This window comes from Streptococcus sp. SN3, from assembly GCF_030439905.1.
Genome location: NZ_JAQFJF010000002.1, coordinates 363024 through 384219 on the forward strand (window position 1 = coordinate 363024; position 21196 = coordinate 384219).

A 21196-nucleotide genomic window follows, 5' to 3' on the forward strand; every position below is an offset into this window, starting at 1 on the left:
GGAGGCTTATCATGATGGATTTCATTAGAGCCGATTTATACCGGCTCATGCGCTCAAAAGGCTTTTGGATTACTGAGTTTTTATTATTCTGTGCGATTATCTCAACAACCTTCTTCCATGCAAATATTCATTTTGGAGCAAATATCTCAAGTAATGCGTCTGCTAGTCAATCTCTAGGAAAACTAACCGGCCTTCAAGCTCTGGACTATTTTGCAGGCAATACAGACAGTCTGCTCTTTTTCACCATCATTGGTATCAGTATGGTCCTTGGAGTGGACCTGTCTCGGAAACTTTATAAAAACTGTCTGAGCTACGGCATCTCTAAGCTCAGCTATTATTTTTCTAAATTCTTTGTCTGCGTTAGCATCGCAGCCTTTCACTTCCTGCTGATTTTATCAATCTCCTTTGTGACCGCTAGTCTGTCCAACGGAATTGGCAGCGCCCCCAGCTCTTTTTTGCCTCAGCTGGGAGCTGCTCTCTTCGTTCAATTTCTCAGCACGATTACATGGATTGCCATCATTTCTTTTGTACTCTATGCCAGCCACTCGATTGTATCTATCTTTCTGACCTATTTCCTTGGCGGTACCTTACTGACTATTCCCCTCATCTTTTACCCTGACAATGAATGGCTGCTCTATCTGACTCTGCGATTTAACACAGATATGGCAGCAGATAGCGGAGCTGTTATCAAGGCTATCCTGACAGTGGTAACGGTCACCCTGCTCTTTATGGGTGGCGGGCTGATGGTTTTCAAAAAGAAAAATTTATAAAAAGTAGGAACAATCTTAATCATTCAGAGGAGATTTCATGTTACATACCATTCAGGCGGAACTCTACCAGCTTGTCCGCTCCAAGCTTTTTTGGCTAATAGAAGGGCTGCTCTTTTTTCTCATTTTCATCAGCTCTCTTGGTGAAAGAAACTTTAATTTTTATATCTCTACATCTTCTGATCCAGAAGAAATAGTCATCCAAGGTTGGACAGGATTTGAAGCCCTCGGGCAGCTTGCTAAAGATTTCCTGCCCTTTGTCATGATTACTGTCCTTGTGCTCATCATCTTTCTGCTAGGTCGTGACCTGACTAGAAAACTATACAAGAATATATTGGCTAGCGGGGTTTCTCGGAAAGAATTTTACTTATCCAAAATAGCTGTTCTTGTCATAATTATCATCTTTCAACTAGTGGCAGCCTTTGCTATAGCCTTTATCTTTGGGAGCCTCTTCCACGGACTTGGGACTATGCCAAAGAACTTTTTCTGGAGCTTTTCCTTGTCTTTCTTTCGCTCCTTTCTCTTTATTATGACCTGCAGTTCCGTAGTTACCTGTCTTCTCTACCTGACCCGCTCCACCCTAGCCAGCTATCTCGTCTTTTTCGCCCTGATTATGCTTCAGTCTAGCCTCGTTATCGTTTTCCCCCAGATAAATTCTGAACTATTCTTATTCCTTATCCTAGCTGGTTCTCTCTTAGGTGGTTACCAAGCCTTTCAGCACAGAGACTTATAAATTTAAGCAGTCAGCCCTTTGGCTGCTTTTTTATTGCTTTTGGATTGGTTCTGCATTTCTTTAGAAATATTTTAGAATTTCTTGAGAAATATTTGAAGTCTAGCTTGTATACTAAAATCAAACCTAAGAAAGCGAGAATATACCATGCAAACTGTTTTAGAAGTAAAGCAAGTTACCAAACAATATGGCCAGCAATACGCCCTCGATCATGTGAGTCTTTCAATCCAGAAAGGCGATATTTATGGACTGATTGGCAAGAACGGGGCTGGCAAAACCACTCTTCTCAAGACCATTAGCCGGCTCATTCATGCCAACAGCGGAACCGTTTCTGTCTTTGGTTCGCAGAACTCTAAGGAATGGAATGAAGCCCTGCGCAAGATAGGTACTGTCATCGAAACACCAGTTGCTTACAATCAGATGACTGCTTATCAAAATCTCAACTACTACTGCAAGGTCCACCAGATTGCCCAGCCCGACCAGCTCATCAAGGAAACCCTGGCCTATGTCGGATTGAGCAATACTGGTAAAAAGAAATTCCGCAACTTTTCGCTAGGAATGAAGCAGCGTCTAGGAATCGCTATTGCACTTATCAGTAAGCCTGAACTCATGATTTTAGACGAGCCCATCAACGGCCTAGATCCTCTTGGCATCAAGGAATTTCGACTGATGATTCAGCGACTCAATCAAGAATTGGGAATCACTTTTATCATTTCCAGCCACATCTTGTCCGAGCTTTATCTGGTAGCCACCAAGTTTGGAGTGATTGACCAAGGACGGCTTGTCGCAGAATTCACCAAGGATGACTTTGACCGAGCCAGCGAAGATTATATCGTCCTCAAGACTAGCGATAAAGAACAGGCTGCCAATCTCATCCAAGGCAAGCTCCACTATCAGCTCAAGGACGCTGATAAATCTGACGAACTGCACATTGTCGCCCAAGAGCAGGAACTAAATGACATCAACAGGGAGTTGGTCCTATCCAACATTCATGTCAATGGTATCTATGCAGCTCACAAAGATTTAGAAAAATACTTTACAGATTTAGTCCAGTAAGGAGAAAAAACCATGTTACATACTTTTCAAGCAGATTTTTACCGCTTCTTTCGTTCCAAGGCTGTTTGGATTACCGAATTCATCTTTCTACTGACGACCTTGAGCGCAGTCTTTGGCAAATTAAATGCCGTCCAGCTTATACAAGCGGTGTCTAACGCTATCGGTAATAATACTTTTATCATCATTATCCTGTCTATGGTCGTCATCGGGACAGATCTGAACAAGCAGCTTTACAAGAATACATTAACCAGCGGTGTTTCCCGTACCAGTTTCTTCGTCTCTAAAGCCCTAATCATGGTCTGCGTAACGTTCCTGCAGTTGACTCTCTATTATAGCATCAACTTTATCCTAGCAGCCATTCTAAACGGTATCGGTGATTTATCCGCCACCTTCCTGCTTCAGTTTATTCTTCTATTCTTTGTGCAGTGCCTGACTGTCATTGCTTGGACAGCCATTATTTCCTTTATTCTTTATCTGAGTAAATCTATGATTGCTGCTCTGGGAGGTTACCTTTTCTGCGCATCCTTAACCGGAGCTCTTGCTCAATTTTATCCCAAATCTTTATGGCTGCAGCATTTAACCATGAGCTTTGATTTTGAGACACTTCAAAGCAACGGTGTAACCTTAAGAATTGTTCTAATCGCCTTGTTTTTGGGGACCGTCTTCACAGCAGCAAGCCTCTATACTTTCCATAAAAAGGATTTATAGTAGAAAATGAGCTAGTTCTTGACTGGCTCATTTTAATCTCTTCAATTACATATTTCTTTAGAAATATTTTAGAATTTCTTGAGAAATATTTGATAATTAGTTTGTATAATAAAAGTATAAACAAAGTAATTAAAGGAGAAACATCATGCAAAATGTTTTAGAAGTGAAAGGACTCACTAAAAAATACGGTGATCAATATGCTCTGAAAGACGTCAGTCTTTCCATCAAGAAAGGAGAGATCTACGGTCTCATCGGAAAAAACGGTGCTGGTAAGACCACACTGATCAAAATCATCACTCAAGTCATCTATCCTAGCGGAGGGTCCGTGTCTGTCCTGGGCTCTCAGAACCAACAAGAATGGACCAAGGCCCTCAGCCATACTGGATCTGTTATCGAGACCCCTGTAGCTCATGCCCACATGTCGGCCTATGAAAATCTGCGCTACTACTGTACCGACCGGGGCATTCCAAATGCTGACAAAGTCATCAAAGAAACCCTGCAATATGTCGGCCTGACCGATACTGGAAAGAAAAAATTCCGCAATTTCTCTCTAGGGATGAAACAGCGGTTGGGCATTGCCATTGCCATTTTGGGGCGTCCCGACTTGCTCATTCTGGACGAGCCCATCAATGGTTTAGATCCAGTTGGGATTCAGGAATTTAGAGAAATGGTCAAGCGCCTCAATCAAGAATTAGGCATCACCATCATCATTTCCAGCCATATCCTGTCCGAGCTTTATCTAGTAGCAACTCGCTTTGGCTTTATCAATCAAGGGCATTTCATCAAGGAGCTGTCTAAGGAAGAATTTAACCGAGAAAGCGGCGACTATATCATCCTCAAAACGGATAATCTCAAGCAAGCTGCTCATTTAGTGCAAGACAAGCTAGGCTACCAGCTCAGACCGACCAACAAGGAAGATGAGCTGCATATTTCCGGTAAGGTACAAGAAATTCGCAAGATTGCCAAGGAATTAGTCCTAGCCGACATCCCAATCGGGGAAATCTACTACGCCCACAAAGACTTAGAAAAATACTTTACAGACTTAATCAACCAACAAGGAGGAAACACTCATGTTTAATAGTATCAAGGCGGATTACTACCGTCTCTTCCGCTCCGTAGGATTCTGGGGAGTGCAGGCTTTCTGCATCTTTGGAATTCTCCTCGCCATTTTCACTTCCAAAGTTGTCAGTTCCGACAACGGTATCTTTTTTGCCATAGATGTCGTCTCCTACAACAGCGGCATGCTCTTTATTGCCTGCAATGTCATGACTAGCTTGCTTCTCGGTGTTGATCTCAATGACAAACTTTATCACAATAACCTGACTACAGGCAAGACTCGGACCCAGTATTACTTCTCTAAAGCACTGGTTATCGGTAGCTTACTGCCTATGCAGTTCATACTGCTCTACATTTTAGGTATTGTCATCGAATTTGTCCGAACCGGCGGTAATATGGGAACCCTGCCAGCTAATTTCTGGGGACAATTCGCAATACTCTTTGTCATGCAGGTCATCTGTACCTATGCTTGGTACTGCATTACCAGCTTTGTCCTCTACTTGACTCGAAACTATAGTGTCGTCTTTATCACCTATATCATGACCTACATCTTACTCGGCCTCCCTAGTCAAATGGTTGATGCCAATAATGAATGGTTCAAGGCTATCAAGATGGAGTTCGTCTACGGAGACGCTTCAATACCAGGTGTCATCACCAAAACAGCTATCTTTGCTCTCAGTCTGATCACAGTCTTTAGCTTAGCAGGACTGGCTACACTGAAAAAGAGAGATTTGTAAAATAAAAACTCAGCTAATTTAGTGATTAGCTGAGTTTTTATTTTTGAGCGGATTTTGATTGGATTATGAGCGGATTTCACTCCTTCTGGTCTAGCCCTCTTTATCGGCTTTCTTTCACTGCTTCCAATCTTGCTTTTTCAAGAACAAACTGATGCAGACTCCTAGGATAAGGTAGAAAGTGACAAAGGTAAGACTGGCTGCCAGACTGGTCGGATATGGAAAGATCTTGCCCAGAGGAAAAAGAATATTAGATAGAAATCCGAGGGGAACAAAGATCAAGAATAAAATCAAGGCTAGCTTAACCTGAAAAGAAGGTCTTACCTCGGATAGATTGCGGCCCGTTCCCCACACCAGCAGCCCTACTCCCTGAACGATCAGCACCGGCGTTAGCAAGATACTGATCTTGAGAAAATCAGCTAGGATAATGGAGAGGATGATGCCCAGACCGATAAAGCCAAGAGAGAGCTGATAGCAAATATTGCTGGCTATTCTCCTGTACTTGATTGACTGCTCTTCCTCTTTCTGTACTACAGGCTCAATTCCCTTGAGCAGATAGTCTGTGGTCACCTCAAAATAGTCACTCATGGAAATGATCTTATCCAAATCAGGCATACTCTGCTCGCTCTCCCACTTGGAAACGGCCTGTCTGGACACACCGAGTTGGTCGGCTAGCCCCTCCTGCGAAATACCCCGCGCTTTTCGCAGGTACTGGATTCTGTCTGATAGATTCATGGATTGTTTTACCTACTCTTTCTTATTTTTTATACTTTCTTTCATTGAAACTTATTATAGCACAAGGCGGAGAGACTGCAAAGTCTGATTGTCACCTCTTCATAAAATGCTAGACTTCTTCTTTAGATGGAAGTGCTTTTTCCTCCCTATCCGTCCGATACCAGAGATAGATACTATAAAGTGTCAGAAGAATCACACCGCCAAAGTAAAAGAAGGGATGGACTTGAGAGAAATCCAATTGATTGTTAGCTTGAGCTATGCCAACAAAAGTCGGGATGAGGGTGTTGGAGAGCGCATGAAAGATGTTACAAGCAAGGGCAGACTGGGTCTTCTTATAAAGTGCAGCAAGCCAAAAAGATAGAAGGATACAGAAAATGATATAAACTGAGAAAAGATCCTGGCTTCTATCATAAAAGCGATCGTAAAACCAAAGGGGAATATGCCAGATGGCCCAAATGATACCGGTCATCAAAGTAGAGACAAAGAAAGAAAACTTTTTCTCTAAGGCCGGCTGTAGGAAGCCGCGCCAGCCGAATTCTTCAATCCCGCCCGATAGGACAATACAATAGATAAAAAACCAAGGAAAGCTTACTAAAGCGCCGTCTACCAGCTTGCCGCCAGAAGCTAAGGCATAGAGGGCAGTCAGACCGCCACCATAGATTAGCAAGTAGAGCCAGGTCTCTTTCTTGCCTGAAAAGAGATAGGAGCAAATAGCCTTAAAACCTTTCTTTTTCAGTACAATCAGGCTGGCCAGCATAGGCCCAAACATAGCAATGCCATTTAGAATAGCTTCAAGAGCTAGATAGGCTGTAGGTGGACTGTCTGGCCAAAGGTTTTTGAGGATAATGTCCAATAGCCAGAATCCCCATGTCCATCCGAAGTTCCAGGCTAAGAAAGGCCAAATGAGCTTTGGTTCAGGTTTGATAGTTGTTTCTGTATTCATGAGAATACCTCCTTATAATATAATTAAACTCAAGTTTTTGATCCAAATCTTCAAAGACAGCGACTCGTTCATTCCGAAATCAAAAACTCGGCTTCTGCTTTCAGATTAACAAAAAAGCCAGTTGCCTTTCTAGCGACTGGACTTGGAATAAAGAAAAAATCTAGTTGCTTTTTGAGTGATTGAACTTGGAATCTTTGTCAACTGTCAGTTGCAAGTCAGTTATATCAAGGTTTTAGAACAGTTGGCTGATTTTCCCCTTTGACCGGAAAAATGACCTCGTTGATATGACTAGCTTTTCAAATTACAAAACAAAAAGGCATGTTTATCATACCTTTCTTCGATTTAATCTAAAAATAAACCTCCGCCAATTCGAAAATTAGCTGAGGTTTTTTGAGCGGATTTTGAGACTAGCTGATAGAGCTGAGCCTTCCTTATTTTGCTTTTTCAAGTCTTTTTTACAAAGTCACAACTAGTTCAAACCAGTCGGCCTCGGCTTTCATTGTCAAGTCCCCGCCTAGGATTTCGACTAACTGCTGGGTGATGTAGAGCCCCAACCCTGAAGACTCCTCGCTGCTGGATAGATTTTCTGAGTAAAAGCGATTAGTCAGCTTATCCAGATATTGGATAGGCTGTTGGACGATATTTTTGACGGTAAAGATACAATGCTCGCCCTCTTTTTTCAGAGAAATGCTGGCGGCCTTACGGCCGTGCTTGAGGACATTGCTTATCATATTTTGGACAATGCGCTCTAGAATTTCTGGGTCTGTCTCTAGCTCTAGACCTTCAGCCAGCTCTACCTGCAGGTCAATCTGGGCTTTCTGAAAGGCATCATAATAAGTAAAAAGCTGCTGGGTTACCAGCTGGGATATATCTGTCGGCTGGACATTGGCCCGAATGGCTCCCTCCATCAGCCGGCGGTACTCCATCAAGGCTTCCAGCCGTTTGGATACCATTCCCAGACTATCTGCAATTTTGACTAGCTGCTGACTTTCCTGACTATCATCCTTCAGCAGCTGCTGGGTGTAGCCACTGGCAATGGTCAGAGGGGTACGGATATCATGGGCGATATTACTGATAGCCATATCCAGTGTCTTCTTTTCCTGCTGGACGACAAAGGTCGTCTTATCTAGCTCCCGAAAGAGCAGCTCTGCTTCCTCTGTCAACTCCAAAATACTGGGGGCATGAGCAGCAGGAGCCAGACGATTCTGGCTCCCTGTCTGTCGCTTCCGACGAATCTGCTGTGCCACATCCTTGACCGCCAGATGATAGCGTACGAAACCAATGGCCAGAAACAGACTGATAAGGGCAAATAAAATGACTAACACCAACATATCAGTCCTCCTTGAGCCGGACACCTAGTCCCCAAACAGTCTCTATGTATTCCTCTGTTGGGTCCAACTGAGCCAGTTTCTTACGTAGGTTGCTGAGGTGGGTATTCAAGGTATTATCCCCAGGCAGATAGCTCTCTTCCCAGACCTGCTCAAAGAGCTCTTCCTTTGTGTAGATCTTCTTGGGATGACGGAGCAAGAGCTGGAGGATATGATATTCTTTCTTGCTCAAACGGACGCTTTTCTCTCCACAGACCGCCTCAAAGGTAGCCTTGAGCAGACGGATATTTTTAAAGGACTGGCCTTCTTCCTCGCCATTCAAAGCCTGCTGGCTGCGCAGCTGCACGGTAATACGGGCAAAAACCTCATCCAGATTGAAAGGTTTGACAATATAATCATTAGCACCATTCAGCAGGTACTGGCTAACCAGCGCTTTCTCCCCAAGAGCCGTCAGCATGACCACAGGCACCGTAGCATTGCTGCTGCGAATTTCCCTCAACACTTCATCGCCATTCTTTCCCGGCAGCATGATATCCAAAAGGACCAAATCAATCTCCTCCCGCTCAAACAGCGAGATGCCCTCCGTCCCCGAATAGGCGGAATAAACTGTGTGTTCCTTCTGAAAAAGATCTTTTAGAATTTCATGAATATCACTGTTGTCTTCGATGAGTAAAATATGAGCCATAAACACTCGCCTCCAGAAATTTCCTATCACTAGTGTAGCAAGGATAAGAGGCTAAGTCAATAAAAGATGGACTATTCGAAAAACTTTAGAAATATTTTAGAATTACTTGAAGGATATTTGAGAATCGAACTTTAAAATAGAAAGAAATAAGAAATGCATGTGCTATAAAAAGGAGGCTCAATATGTTTAAAATTTTTTGCAAAATCGTTTTTAAAAGTATTACTTTCGCCCTTGAGGGCTAAGGAAAAAAAGCTGAGACATTCATATCTCAGCCTTTTTTCTATTTCACAGATTCTCCGTTAGTCGCGATGACTTCCTTGTACCAGTCAAAGGATTTTTTCTTGGAACGTTTGAGTGTTCCCTTTCCTTCATTGTCCCGGTCCACGTAGATAAAGCCATAGCGCTTCTTCATCTCGCCAGTGCCGGCTGATACTAGGTCGATACAGCCCCAGGTCGTGTAGCCCCAAAGCACCACGCCGTCCTCATTGATGGCTTCACGCATGGCCTTGACATGGGCCGCCAAGTAGTCAATCCGGTAGTCATCAGCCACATAGCCATTTTCATCCGGAGTATCCACTGCACCCAGACCATTTTCCACAATAAACATGGGCTTTTGATAGCGATCCCAGATGGTATTTAGCGTAATGCGCAAGCCCAGCGGATCAATCTGCCAGCCCCACTCAGAAGCTTCCAAATAAGGGTTTTTGAGAGAAGCAAAGATATTGCCCTCGGTCAGCTCATTAACCTTAGGATCTCCCGAAGCTACCCGGCTAGAGTAGTATGAGAAGGAAATGAAGTCCACCGTATGTTCCTTGAGCAGCTGCAGGTCTTCTTCTGTCATTTCGACAGTGATGCCCTCGCGCTCCCAAGCTTTCTTAGCATAGTTAGGATATTCACCACGCGCCTGCACGTCAATGAAGAAATAGTTTTTCCTGTCTTCCTCCATACCAGCCCATATATCGCGTGGATGACAGGTATTAGGATAATTTTGACCCGCCGCTAACATACAGCCGACCTTATTTTCCGGATCAATCTCATGAGCCAGCTTGGTAGCAATAGCTGAGGCAACCAGCTCATGATGGGCCGCTTGGTACTTGACCTGCTCTTCATTTTCACCTTCTTCAAAGCAGAGCCCCGCCCCCATAAATGGTGCATGGAGGATCATGTTAATTTCATTGAAGGTCAGCCAGTACTTGACCAAGCCCTTGTAGCGGGTAAAGAGAGTACGGCAGAGACGCTCATAAAATTCCAGCATCTTACGGCTCCGCCAACCACCATACTCCTCAATCAAGTGCATGGGACAGTCAAAGTGAGTAATGGTCACCAAGGGCTCAATGCCGTACTTATGGCATTCCTTAAAGAGGTCTTCGTAAAATTTCAAGCCAGCTTCATTGGGCTCCATCTCATCCCCCTTAGGAAAAATCCGGCTCCAAGCAATGGACAGCCGATAGGTCTTAAAACCCATCTCACCAAAGAGGGCAATGTCCTCCTTGAAGCGATGGTACATATCAATGGCTTCCTTGGCTGGGTAGAAATAGCCATCCTCAAAGTCAAACATCTTTTTCTTACCTGTTATGATAGCCAGACGCTCCTCACCAATCGGCACCACATCTACATTGGCCAGCCCGCGACCATCCGCATCATAAGCACCCTCGCACTGGTTGGCAGCTGTCGCTCCGCCCCACAAGAAACCATCCGGAAAAGTCAGTTTTTCGGTCATCTTTTTGCCTCCTTATCAATTAAACGTTTTTCTTATATTATAATAAACAATCAGCAAATAAACTTCTAGCATCCTATGGAAAATTGATACTATTCCAAGTTCTATGGTGTCTGTGAGGTTCGGCATTTCCGATACTCTTCAGCTCATGTGGAGGCACCTCAAAGGAGGTCAAGACGGCAGGACGTCCAGTTGCTGGCCAATGAGGAGAGAGGTGGCATTAGGAGGGGGATCAACTAATCTGTATTTTATTTGTAATAGCATAGATATCATTGTCATCTATCAGGAACTGGCTATCATCATGAGGATCCACATAGACTGGGATAGGTCTAGGATTCTGGCTGTAAGAGATAAAATGATGTTCTCTTAAGGGAAGGCAAATGCTGGTTTGATAGGGCACTTGGTTAATATCAAATTCAAGCCAAATCTCATGCAACGGATTATACTCTCTAAACTGTTCAGTGGGGATAACATCGATAATATAGCCGTCATAGACAGGCCCTAGTCTTCTGGCTTGAGCGAGGCTAGCCTTCTTTATCCAATCAGCAATCATTAGAGAGAGAATCTTGCCGACTAGCAATAGACTAAAGCCAGGCAAGAAGACTATATAAAAGAAATGACGGTTTTCACTAGAAGCACTCTGATAGGGATACTCAGGATTATAGGCAATAGGGATTTGACTTTGAATTTTGGGTTTTGTAAATCTACCGAGAACAGAATAGCCTTCATAAGCCACGCCGTCTACTTGATATTGGTAGATGCTATTATAAAGACTTAGTCCTCTTCCTCCTCTACTTCCTCCGGTTTCATACACATCATAGTCAATGACTTGAGCGGATGTAGTTTTCCAACCATAAAATACGGCTTTGAATTGCCCTGATGCAGTGATACAGATATAAGTGAGGGCTATCATAATCAGGCTTAGGTAGACTAAAGATACAATGGGATTCTCTTTACGAACTGTTCCCTCAACAATACTGATCCTTTTTGCAGCCTTAGGTTGCGACTTTGGCTCCTGTAGAGGATTAAAGGCCTGATAGAGGGAGCCGGCAGCAAATGCCATAAATAATAAGAATCCCAGCAATGGCATGAGTACAAGGACAGGGATGGGGATGTCATTCTTATATTGGCTCTGCTCAGGCGACTTGGGATTATAGAGAATGCTAATGGTTTGCCCAGACTTAGGCACTTCATATTGATAGATGTCTGAAATCCCCTGGTAGGTTTGGCCATCAACAATGTAGTGATAAATAGGGTAGTAAGCGGGCGTAGAGCGATTTTCCGGACTGGTCGTAAAATCGCTCACCTCAGCCGTTATGGTCTTCCACCCCTGAAATCGACTCTTATACCAATTAGTGGACGAGACATCTTTCAGCATCATGAACAGAAACGACAGCCCCACGAAACAGCTGAATAAAGCAAAGAGTAGTTTGTATAATTTGTTTGAAATAGTATTGTCTTTTGTCATATTATCCTATTATACCATAGGTCAGGGATTTTTAGCCTTTTTATACTCATCCAAAATCAAAGCGCAATTTTTTATAACCACCTTGGTTTAATCGAGCTCACAACTGAAATAACAAATTCCCAATCTGGCATTTCTCTTCAGACCAGTGATAGATTTTCCTTATCAGTGCGATAAAAAATACATATTACTAAAGGTCTGTTATCTATGCTAAACTAGGAACATCAAGTGTTTAAGGAGTGAGAGCCGTGAACTGGGACGTCGTCAGTGATTACTATCCCCTCTATCAAGAGGCCTTTCTTTTAACCATGTTCATAGCCTTTTGGGGAATTTTGGGATCAATTGCTGTCGGATTCTTAGTCAGTCTGATTCGCTTTTACAAGATTCCAGTTTTGAAGCCGCTAGCAACCGCCTATATCGAGTTTTCCCGCAATACGCCACTGTTGCTGCAGCTTTTCTTTCTCTACTTTGGCTTGCCTCGTGTTGGACTCGTTCTATCCTCTGAGGCTTGTGCGACGATTGGGCTAATCTTTCTGGGTGGTTCCTATATGGCTGAGTCTTTCCGAAGCGGCCTAGAAGCAGTCAGCCAAACGCAGAGGGAAGTCGGACTCTCTATCGGCCTACGACCAGTACAAGTCTTCTACTATGTCATCCTGCCTCAGGCTGCAGCTATTGCCCTGCCTTCCTTTAGTGCCAATGTCATCTTTTTAATCAAGGAAACCTCAGTATTTTCAGCTGTTGCCTTGGCAGACCTAATGTTTGTAGCTAAGGACTTGATTGGCCTTTACTACGAGACAGATACAGCTCTGCTCATGTTGGTCATTGCTTATCTGATTATTTTGCTGCCAATTTCACTTGGCTTTAGCTGGATAGAAAGGAGGCTGCGGCGTGCAGGATTCGGGCATTCAAGTTCTCTTTCAGGGGAATAATTTCTTACGTATCTTACAGGGGCTGGGCGTTACCATTGGTATTTCTATCCTCTCGGTCATCATCTCCCTTATCTTGGGAACTATTTTTGGCATCATCATGACCTCACACTCAAAAGTCGTGCGCTTTCTGTCCAGAGCCTATCTAGAGTTTATCCGCGTCATGCCTCAACTGGTTCTGCTCTTGCTGGTTTACTTTGGCCTAGCCAGAAACTTCAACATCAATATCTCTGGTGAGCTTTCAGCCATCATCGTCTTCTCTCTTTGGGGAACAGCGGAAATGGGAGACTTGGTACGAGGTGCCATTACTTCCCTGCCCAAGCATCAGTTTGAGAGCGGTCAGGCATTGGGACTGTCGCAGCGCCAGCTATATGTCTATATTATCATCCCGCAGGTACTGCGACGGCTTTTGCCGCAGGCGATTAATCTAATCACGCGGATGATTAAGACAACCTCACTCATCGTCCTTATCGGAGTCATTGAGGTTGTCAAGGTCGGCCAGCAGATCATTGACAGCAATCGTCTGTCTATCCCTTCTGCTGCTTTTTGGATTTATGGCTGCATTCTGCTGCTTTACTTCGCAGTCTGCTTTCCTATTTCTAAGCTGTCCTCTTATTTGGAAACAATCTGGAAGGAGTAACGGACACCATGTCGGAAATCATTTTAGAATTACAGGACATTCGCAAGTCTTTCGGTAGCAATGCCATCCTTAAAGGCCTGTCCCTCTCTGTCCAAAAAGGAGAGGTCGTGGTCATCCTAGGATCATCTGGCTGCGGCAAGTCGACCCTGCTTCGCTGTATCAACGGCCTTGAAAGCATCCAGTCTGGCGATATTTTGCTAGACGGCCAATCCATCCTCAGTCAGAAAAAGGACTTCCATCTCGTTCGTCAGAAGATCGGCATGGTCTTTCAAAGCTATGAGCTCTTCCCCCATCTGGATGTCCTGCAAAATCTGATTCTTGGTCCCATAAAGGCTCAAGGGCGCAAGAAGGATGAGGTCATCAAGGAAGCTGAAAGCCTGCTGGAACGAGTCGGCCTGGCGGATAAAAAGCACAGTTTTGCTCGCCAACTGTCTGGCGGCCAAAAGCAGCGGGTGGCAATCGTCCGTTCGCTCCTCATGCACCCAGAAATCATCCTTTTTGATGAGGTGACTGCTTCGCTGGATCCCGAGATGGTCCGCGAAGTGCTAGAACTCATTAATGACCTGGCTGAGGAAGGCCGGACCATGCTGATTGTGACCCACGAAATGCAGTTCGCCCGCGCCATTGCCGATCGGATCATCTTCATGGACCAAGGTGGTATCCTCGAGGAAAATACCGCCCAGCAGTTCTTCAGCCAACCCAAAACCCAGCGAGCCCAGGAATTTCTCAATGTCTTTGACTTCAGCCATCTAGGCTGACAGTTATGCCTACCCCACCACTGATGTGGCTGCTCTTTGGTATCTCTGTGTTTTCTTCACATTCTCATATCTTATAAAGGAGTCTCTTATGAAATTATCTAAAACAATCTTTGCTTTAACAACCCTTACTCTGGCTTTCTTCCTTGTCGCTTGCGGCAGTTCCAGCAAGAAAGATGCTGGTAACAAAGACGCAGCTTCCAGCAAAACGGTCAAGGCCCGCAGCCTTGAGGAAATTAAAAAGAGCGGTAAGCTTCGTATCGCGGTTTTCAGTGACAAGAAACCGTTCGGCTATGTAGATAACAACGGCAAATATCAAGGCTATGACATTTATCTGGGCGACCAACTAGCCAAAGATTTAGGGGTTAAGCCAGAGTATGTGCCTGTAGATGCTGCCAATAGGGCTGAATACTTAATCTCCAACAAGGTCGATATTACCCTAGCCAACTTCACTGTCACAGACGAGCGGAAAAAACAAGTTGACTTCGCCCTGCCCTATATGAAAGTATCTCTCGGAGTCGTATCACCAAAAGGCTCAGTTATCACCAAGCCTGAGCAGTTGGAAGGTAAGACCCTAATCATCACCAAGGGAACCACGGCTGAAACCTACTTTGAAAAGAACTACCCGAATATCAAGCTGCAAAAGTATGATCAATACAGCGATGCTTACCAAGCCCTGCTGGACGGCCGCGGCGATGCCTTTTCTACAGACAATACTGAAGTCCTTGCCTGGGCGCTGGAAAACAAAGGCTTTGAAGTCGGCATCACTTCGCTAGGTGATCCAGACACCATTGCCCCAGCTGTGCAGAAAGGCAATACCGAGCTGCTCAACTACATCAACGACGAAATCAAGAAACTTGGCAAAGAAAACTTCTTCCACAAGGCCTATGAAGAAACTCTCCACCCAACATACGGCGAAGCTGCTAAGGCTGACGACCTAGTTGTTGAAGGCGGGGAAGTTAAATAAACCTGCTGATATAGAGCAAGAAGTTAGAAAAAACTCAATTTCTAGCCGAAATATAATAATAGTTCACATAAAAACGCATAAAATCAACACTTTTGTAATCAGTTGATTTTATGCGTTTTTTCTATGTTAAACAGACCTATTTCATTCGATAAAAATCAATCACTAGACCAGCAGGGCCTTTAACTAGCAGGGACTCCGTTCCCCAATCAGTTACAGCTGGGCCGTGTAAAATCTCGGCACCAAGCTCTTTCAATCGTTGGTAATTCTGGTCTACATCCTCAACCTCGATGTGAAGAATGATTCCTGACTGAAAATTTTCCAAAGGAATCAGATGATTTTGTGACAACATGAGGCAGTGACTGCCAATCGTGAACTGAGCAAAACTGTCGTCAACATAGTCTGCCTTTTTATCCAAAATACGCTCCAAGTCAGCACAGACTTGGGAAACATCTAAAACGATAATATCTAATTGATTTAAATTCATTGACTATTCTCCAGAAAAAGACCAGATTGCTCCGATCTTTTCAAGTTCGACTCTAAGAAAATCAAAGAATAAACAAGACATCGAACCGCAGCCAGTACTGGAGTACGGCAAGGTGAAGATGACACAGTTTACATTTGATTTTCGATGAGAGGATTATTTAATTGCGCGTGATTGCAACCCTTCTTCTTCCAAGAAGAAGCGGAATGGTACGAGTTCTTCTGCTTCGTATTTTTCCTTGAAGGCTTTGATTGCTTCTTCTGAGTGAAGTTTTGGATCGAGTTCAAGTACTTCTACTGGAAGCGGACGGTGTTGCGTGATGCGGGCATCGATGACAACTGTCTTGCCTTCTTTGTTCAATTTAACAGCTTCTGCAACGACTGCGTCGATGTCTTCGATACGGTCAACTGTAAATCCAACGGCACCTTGTGCTTCGGCAATTTTCGCGTAATCAGCGTTTGTGAAGTCTACACCAAACAAGTGTTTGTTGGTATCTTCGTATTTGTTCTTGATGAAGCCGTACTCAGCATTTGAGAAGACAAGGTTGATAACTGGAAGGTCGTATTGAACGTTTGTGATCACGTCTGGGTAGCACATGTTGAATGCACCGTCACCCATGATGTTCCATACTTGGCGATCTGGATTGTCTTTCTTAGCAGCGATACCACCAGGAAGGGCAATACCCATTGTCGCAAAGAGCGGAGATGTACGCCACATGTTCTTAGGTGTCATGTGAAGGTGACGAGTAGATGTTTGAGTAGTGTTACCTACGTCAATTGAGTAGATAGCGTCTTGATCAGCGTATTTGTTAACTGCGTTGTATACTTGGTACAATTGCAACTCACCCTCAGTTTTACCTTCGAGTTTGTTCATGTAATCGCGCCAGTTTTGGTTATTCTTAACGTTTGCACGCCACCATGGAGTAGACTCAACTGGGTTCACTTTGTCAAGGATTGCTTTCGCTGCTTGACCTGCATCACCAAGGATTGAAGCGTCAAGGGCATGACGTTTACCAAGTTTGTAAGGGTCGATATCAACTTGGATGAATTTTTCAGTGTTCTTGAATGCTTCGTAAACTTCAGCAAATGGGAAGTTTGAGCCAAGGAAAAGAACGGTGTCTGCTTCGAAGACCACTTCGTTGGCTGGTTTCCAACCAACACGGTAAGCAGAACCTGTCAAACCTTCATAGTTCCATTCAAATGCTTCAAAGTTTTTACCAGTTGTGATGATTGGTGCTTTGATTTTACGTGACAATTCAGTAATCACTTCACCAGCTTTGACACCACCGTAACCAGCATAGATAACTGGACGTTCAGCATTGTTCAAGATTTCAACTGCTTTGTCGATTTCAACTTCGTTCAAGGCAGGAGCGATGAATGAACGTTCGTATGAACCTGAACCGTAGTATGAGTTTTCGTCGATTTCTTGGAAACCGAAGTTTACAGGGATTTCAACAACAGCTGGCCCTTTTTTAGAAACAGCAGCACGGCAAGCTTCGTCGATTACTTTTGGCAATTGCTCAGCGTAAGCTACACGTTTGTTGTATACAGCGATACCGTTGTACATTGGGTTTTGGTTGAGCTCTTGGAAGGCATCCATGTTGAGTTCGTTGACTGGACGTGATCCAAGGATAGCAAGGAATGGAGTATTATCCATAGCTGCATCGTAAACACCGTTAATCAAGTGAGTCGCACCTGGACCACCTGAACCAACTGCAACCCCGATTGAGCCGCCGAATTTAGCTTGCATGACCGCTGCAAGAGCACCTGTTTCTTCGTGGCGAACTTGCAAGAAGCGGATATCTTTGTCTTCAGCCAAAGCATCCATCAATGAGCTGAGTGTTCCTGATGGGATACCGTAGATAGTGTCTACGCCCCATGTTTTCAATACGTTGAGCATTGCTGCAGATGCAGTAATTTTTCCTTGAGTCATAATAATAACTCCCCTTCAATAAAATAAATTTTCAGTTGTTGAAAACATTTCCATTTATGAATGAAAACGCTTCAAGAAACTTTACTCTACCAATTTATCATGTTTTTTCGCTCTTGTATAAGAATATGCTCAGAGATGCTCAATCCCTATTACATGACAGATGCTCTTTTTGAGAAAATTTCACAAACTATAGTAGAATAGGATATTTTATTATAATTTGCATGCACCTCTAAGACTTGTAGCTGTAGGAAATCGAACAAAAAGAGACTGGGACAAAAGTCCTAGCCTCTTAATTGTTTTTGGATTGTCGAGCAAGACGCAGTGGTTGAGTGGGCTCTACTACATTGATTTCATTAGCTTTTACAGCCCTACTCAACTGTGCGGAGGTGAGACGACGAAATCGAATTCTAACGAATTACCGATTTCTGCCCCACTCTCTTTTTATTTCATTTAATCAATTTTCGCAACATTGAGAAGCAGCGAGCTAGTCAAAACAGACACAGAACTTAAGGCCATGGCAAGACCTGCTAGTTCTGGATTGAGGGTCAATCCCAGTCCTGCAAAGACTCCAGCAGCAATTGGAATCCCAAGGATATTGTAGATAGAGGCCCAGAAGAGATTGAGTAAGATCCTGCGGAAGGTCTTTTGACTCATGTCAAAGGCGCGCACAACGCCAAGTAAATCATTTTGCGTGAGCACGATGCCACCGGACTCGATCGCAATATCCGTTCCAGATCCCATAGCGATCCCCACATCCGCGATCGAGAGAGCTGGAGCATCATTGATCCCATCTCCAACAAAGGCGACCTTGCTAGCTTCTTGCAGTTTTTGGATGGCGCTAGCTTTTTCTTGAGGAAGGACATCAGCAATGACGGTGTCAATTCCCACTTGCTTAGCAATAGCTTGTGCCACCCGTTCATTATCCCCCGTTAACATGACCGTTTTCAAGCCCCGTTCTTTGAGCTTTTTGATCGCTTCTTTTGAGCTGGCCTTCGGAGCATCTTGAATGGCAATCAAGCCAATCACTTGCCCATCCACAGACAAACTGATCACTGTTTTGGCCTGCTCTTGCAACTCTACCATCCGTTTTTCAAGCTCCGGATCCATCGCTGTCCCGTCATGAAGTTTGCCATTTCCCAAGGTCACCAACTGCTGGTCGATCTGACCTTGGACCCCTTTTCCTTCAATCGCTTGGAAGTTTTCCACAGGGGATAACACCAAACCTTTTTCTTCTGCTTGGGATAACACCGCTTGGGCTAGTGGATGTTCTGAAAAAGTTTCAAGACTAGCAGCCAGTGTCAAGACACGCGCTTCATCTCCTACAACATCGGTTACAAGTGGTTGGCCAATGGTAATAGTCCCTGTCTTATCAAACACAACGGTTTGAATCTTTTGCACTTCTTGAAGAACTGTTCCATTTTTAATCAGAACGCCCATCTTGGCACTACGGCCGGTTCCGACCATCAGGGCTGTTGGGGTTGCTAAACCAAGGGCACAAGGACAGGCAATAATGAGGACAGAGACTGCATAGAGCATGGCCTCTTGAAGCGACGCGCCCAAAAGCACGGACCAAACCCAGAAAGTCGCAATGGCCAAAATCGTCACCACTGGAACAAAGATACCTGAAATCTTATCCGTCAAATCTTGAATAGGAGCACGACTGGATTGGGCCATTTTGACAAAGTCCACAATTTGAGATAAGAGGGTCTCACTACCGACTTTTTCAGCCTTAAAGAGAATGGTCCCATTGCTGTTGATAGTGGAGCCGATAACTGCATCACCAACTGATTTTTCCACAGGCAAGCTTTCACCTGTCACCATCGACTCATCAATGGTCGTACTTCCTTCTACAATCGTCCCATCAACCGCGATCTTTTCCCCAGGACGGACCCGAATCAAGTCATCAATTTGGATATCTTCTGCCGCCACCTCGACATAGTTCCCATCACGGAGAACTTGAGCCGTTTTTGCCTGCAAATCCAACAACTTTTCCACAGCCTCGGAGGCATTGTTACGCATCCGTTCTTCAAAGATTTGCCCTAAGAGGACAAAGAAGATGATAAAACCCGCAGCCTCAAAGTATACTGGCTGACCAGTAAAAAGGGCAAATACACTATAGACATAGGCTACCAGGGTTCCAAGAGCTACCAAGGTATCCATATTGGAATGGTGCTTCTTAAATGAGGCCCAGGCACTCTTGATAAAAGGAACTCCTGCTACCAACATGATCGGCGTTGTCGCTAGAAAAGTCCCCCAGCGACTGACTGGATGGGATACAAATCCTGCCATCATCCCGATCATCAAGATCAATAAGGGAAGAGTAAAGATACTAGTAATCCAAAAGCGACCCCGTAAACTTAAGACACGACGGCGTTTTTCCACAACCGTGTAGGAACCCTTTTGCATCTTCATTCCACATGAAAACTCGAAGTCCCCTGTTTCTGTCGGAGTAAAGGATATCACCTTATCCACACCGACTTCCAAAGGCTCTAAAATCCCCTGATCTTCAAACAAAATTTCCTTGTAACAGCCGGAAGGATTGACCCGATGAAAGGTGATTTCAGCAGGGATCCCTTTTTGAAGTTGAAATTCCTTTGGACTATAGCCTTTTTCTGCTGTAATACGGATCTTTTGCACTCCGTTTTCCACAACTGCTTTTTGTTTTTCTACCATACCTACTCCTTTATTCCACAATCATGTGACCATGCATCATGTTCATTCCACATGAATACCCATATTCGCCCGCTTTTTCTGGCGTAATTTCAATGACATGTTTTTCACCTAAAGGCAAATCTTCATGAACGCCAAAATCTGGAAAGATCACTTGAGCCAGACATGAAGATGGATCCTTGCGATTAAAGATGATCCGGGCTGGAACATTCTTTTTCAGGACAATGGTTTCAGGCGAATAGCCCCCCATGACTTCGACTTCAATTTCTTGATAACCTGATTTCTGACGAGCGTGGCCGCTTACCTTTTCATGCTCTGTAAAGAACCACCAAGCAATAAAAGCAACCACAAGTAAACAAACAATACTAATCAACAATCCAAACATGGAATTTCCTTCTTTCTATTACATACAATTGCAAGGGACTGTTTCGACAGCCTCTGCTTTCTTTTCTTCCAGGACCTGCTGCAGCTGATTAAGATCTGCAAGCGTAAAGTCACTCTCCTGAATCAAGTTTTCAAGCACCTGGACAATCCTTTTGGAGCAAACCTTGTCTTTCACATCCTCAACGACCAAGTCTAAACTCTGGTCCTGCTTCAACAAAGCCGAGTAAACAAAGGCTTTGCCTGATTTTTCTCTAGTCAAACATCCTTTCTCCACCAAGCGGGTCAAGAGAGTCTTGACCGTCGACTTCGACCAGTCAAAGCGCTCGGACAAGACGGCGATCAAATCCGTGCTGGTCTGCTTGCCTTCCATCCAGATAATCTTCATGATGCGCCATTCCGCATTGGAAATTTGCATAGCTTCTCCTTTCAAAATCTACATTTGTAAATCTTATGATACTATTTTATCTCTAAGATTTACATTTGTCAACCAAAAGTTTTTAAAAAAAATCTTCCTTTG

General features: G+C 44.1%; 21 protein-coding genes. 10 read left to right on the forward strand and 11 right to left on the reverse strand.

The window, feature by feature from the left end:
• Positions 1-11: 11 nt before the first annotated feature.
• The 6 genes from PCY71_RS05740 (at position 12) to PCY71_RS05765 (ending at position 5054) form a co-directional block, all read left to right on the forward strand.
• Positions 12-770 carry an ABC transporter permease gene (locus PCY71_RS05740; protein WP_048772344.1) on the forward strand — a complete coding sequence of 253 codons (759 nt, stop codon included), beginning with the start codon at positions 12-14 and terminating at the stop codon, positions 768-770.
• A gap of 37 nt (positions 771-807) precedes the next feature.
• Positions 808-1500 carry an ABC transporter permease gene (locus tag PCY71_RS05745; RefSeq protein WP_002911213.1) on the forward strand — a complete coding sequence of 231 codons (693 nt, stop codon included), beginning with the start codon at positions 808-810 and terminating at the stop codon, positions 1498-1500.
• 144 nt (positions 1501-1644) lie between these two features.
• Positions 1645-2553, forward strand: a complete 909-nt coding sequence (locus tag PCY71_RS05750; RefSeq protein WP_048772341.1) for an ABC transporter ATP-binding protein — start codon at positions 1645-1647, stop codon at positions 2551-2553.
• Positions 2554-2565: 12 nt separating this feature from the next.
• Positions 2566-3261, forward strand: a complete 696-nt coding sequence (locus tag PCY71_RS05755) for a lantibiotic ABC transporter permease (protein WP_048772339.1) — start codon at positions 2566-2568, stop codon at positions 3259-3261.
• 145 nt (positions 3262-3406) lie between these two features.
• Positions 3407-4339: an ABC transporter ATP-binding protein gene (locus tag PCY71_RS05760; protein WP_048772336.1), complete on the forward strand. Its 933-nt coding sequence runs from the start codon at positions 3407-3409 to the stop codon at positions 4337-4339.
• On the forward strand, positions 4332-5054 hold the full coding sequence (locus PCY71_RS05765) for a lantibiotic ABC transporter permease (RefSeq protein ID WP_004189941.1): 723 nt from the start codon (positions 4332-4334) through the stop codon (positions 5052-5054). The genes PCY71_RS05760 and PCY71_RS05765 overlap by 8 nt, the downstream gene beginning before the upstream one ends.
• Positions 5055-5168: 114 nt before the next feature.
• Here the strand turns inward: PCY71_RS05765 and PCY71_RS05770 are convergent, their stop codons facing one another.
• The 6 genes from PCY71_RS05770 to PCY71_RS05795 all read right to left on the reverse strand — a co-directional run bounded on the left by PCY71_RS05770 (position 5169) and on the right by PCY71_RS05795 (position 11927).
• Positions 5169-5786 carry a helix-turn-helix domain-containing protein gene (locus tag PCY71_RS05770; protein ID WP_301412470.1) on the reverse strand — a complete coding sequence of 206 codons (618 nt, stop codon included), beginning with the start codon at positions 5784-5786 and terminating at the stop codon, positions 5169-5171.
• Between the two features lie 109 nt (positions 5787-5895).
• Positions 5896-6729 carry a CPBP family intramembrane glutamic endopeptidase gene (locus PCY71_RS05775; RefSeq protein WP_301412471.1) on the reverse strand — a complete coding sequence of 278 codons (834 nt, stop codon included), beginning with the start codon at positions 6727-6729 and terminating at the stop codon, positions 5896-5898.
• 455 nt (positions 6730-7184) lie between these two features.
• Positions 7185-8060, reverse strand: a complete 876-nt coding sequence (locus PCY71_RS05780; RefSeq protein ID WP_301412472.1) for a sensor histidine kinase KdpD — start codon at positions 8058-8060, stop codon at positions 7185-7187.
• A gap of 1 nt (position 8061) precedes the next feature.
• Complete coding sequence (locus PCY71_RS05785) at positions 8062-8742, reverse strand: response regulator transcription factor (protein ID WP_048772323.1); 681 nt, start codon at positions 8740-8742, stop codon at positions 8062-8064.
• Positions 8743-9022: 280 nt separating this feature from the next.
• Positions 9023-10462 carry a 6-phospho-beta-glucosidase gene (locus PCY71_RS05790; RefSeq protein ID WP_002910631.1) on the reverse strand — a complete coding sequence of 480 codons (1440 nt, stop codon included), beginning with the start codon at positions 10460-10462 and terminating at the stop codon, positions 9023-9025.
• 229 nt (positions 10463-10691) lie between these two features.
• A complete protein-coding gene (locus PCY71_RS05795) occupies positions 10692-11927 on the reverse strand; it encodes a DUF3592 domain-containing protein (protein WP_367317138.1) in 1236 nt (411 codons plus the stop codon).
• A 245-nt stretch (positions 11928-12172) separates the two neighbouring features.
• Here PCY71_RS05795 and PCY71_RS05800 point away from each other — a divergent pair, with 245 nt between their 5' ends.
• From PCY71_RS05800 to PCY71_RS05815, 4 genes are all read left to right on the forward strand, one after another.
• Positions 12173-12853 (forward strand): amino acid ABC transporter permease, encoded by a 681-nt coding sequence (locus PCY71_RS05800; protein ID WP_002910633.1) that lies wholly within the window; start codon positions 12173-12175, stop codon positions 12851-12853.
• Complete coding sequence (locus PCY71_RS05805; RefSeq protein ID WP_048772315.1) at positions 12813-13490, forward strand: amino acid ABC transporter permease; 678 nt, start codon at positions 12813-12815, stop codon at positions 13488-13490. The genes PCY71_RS05800 and PCY71_RS05805 overlap by 41 nt, the downstream gene beginning before the upstream one ends.
• A gap of 8 nt (positions 13491-13498) precedes the next feature.
• On the forward strand, positions 13499-14248 hold the full coding sequence (locus PCY71_RS05810) for an amino acid ABC transporter ATP-binding protein (protein ID WP_048772312.1): 750 nt from the start codon (positions 13499-13501) through the stop codon (positions 14246-14248).
• Positions 14249-14336: 88 nt separating this feature from the next.
• On the forward strand, positions 14337-15212 hold the full coding sequence (locus PCY71_RS05815; protein ID WP_002901451.1) for a cysteine ABC transporter substrate-binding protein: 876 nt from the start codon (positions 14337-14339) through the stop codon (positions 15210-15212).
• A 136-nt stretch (positions 15213-15348) separates the two neighbouring features.
• Here PCY71_RS05815 and PCY71_RS05820 read toward each other — a convergent pair whose 3' ends face one another.
• The 5 genes from PCY71_RS05820 to PCY71_RS05840 all read right to left on the reverse strand — a co-directional run bounded on the left by PCY71_RS05820 (position 15349) and on the right by PCY71_RS05840 (position 21094).
• Positions 15349-15696 carry a VOC family protein gene (locus PCY71_RS05820; protein WP_048772307.1) on the reverse strand — a complete coding sequence of 116 codons (348 nt, stop codon included), beginning with the start codon at positions 15694-15696 and terminating at the stop codon, positions 15349-15351.
• A gap of 153 nt (positions 15697-15849) precedes the next feature.
• The gene (spxB, locus tag PCY71_RS05825; protein ID WP_048772305.1) at positions 15850-17625 is read right to left on the reverse strand and encodes a pyruvate oxidase; all 1776 of its coding nucleotides are present in this window, start codon (positions 17623-17625) and stop codon (positions 15850-15852) included.
• A 450-nt stretch (positions 17626-18075) separates the two neighbouring features.
• Positions 18076-20298: a heavy metal translocating P-type ATPase gene (locus tag PCY71_RS05830; protein WP_032907162.1), complete on the reverse strand. Its 2223-nt coding sequence runs from the start codon at positions 20296-20298 to the stop codon at positions 18076-18078.
• Positions 20299-20308: 10 nt separating this feature from the next.
• Positions 20309-20680, reverse strand: a complete 372-nt coding sequence (locus tag PCY71_RS05835) for a cupredoxin domain-containing protein (protein ID WP_048772298.1) — start codon at positions 20678-20680, stop codon at positions 20309-20311.
• Between the two features lie 18 nt (positions 20681-20698).
• Positions 20699-21094: a CopY/TcrY family copper transport repressor gene (locus PCY71_RS05840; RefSeq protein WP_002903337.1), complete on the reverse strand. Its 396-nt coding sequence runs from the start codon at positions 21092-21094 to the stop codon at positions 20699-20701.
• Between the last annotated feature and the right edge of the window lie 102 nt (positions 21095-21196).